Genomic DNA, 417 nt, shown 5'->3' with positions numbered 1-417 from the left:
GCAGCTTGGCCGCGATATGCGCCTTCTTGGCGGCCTGCGCTTCTTCGAGCGTCATGTCCGGCCGGGCGAAATAGGCGCAGGAATACTGCATGTCCTCGTCGAGGAAGAGCCGGTAGAGATCGTCCGACAGGTCGTAGTGATGCGCCACGTTGGCCCGTGCCCGGGAGGGTGCATTTTTCTGGATCCAGCGGCGCAGGTGAAAACGAGCGGTATTGGAGGCATTGACCCATGACGGCATCCGCCCCAGCCGCCGGTTGCGGAGGATGACCGCGAGGAAATGATCGAGCGTGGTATTGGGGAAGGTCAGCGTGCCTTCCATGTAGCGTTCGCCCAGTGCCAGTTCGGGATTGATGCAGAGCGCGCGCAGGGCGGCTTCTGAATGGATGGCTATGGCCGCCTGTTCGCCGCTGTCGGGGC

Annotated in this window: 1 protein-coding gene; it reads right to left on the bottom strand. The window is 63.1% G+C overall.

The features are described 5' to 3' along the window. Nucleotides 1–417: class I SAM-dependent methyltransferase (locus tag A3764_RS25545; RefSeq protein WP_330220556.1), on the bottom strand; the 417-nt coding region annotated here is incomplete at both ends.

Source organism: Sulfitobacter sp. HI0129 (genome assembly GCF_001635395.1).
GTDB lineage: Bacteria > Pseudomonadota > Alphaproteobacteria > Rhodobacterales > Rhodobacteraceae > Sulfitobacter.
The sequence above is the reverse complement of the archived record's forward strand: the minus strand, read 5'-3'. Positions and strand labels throughout refer to the sequence as shown.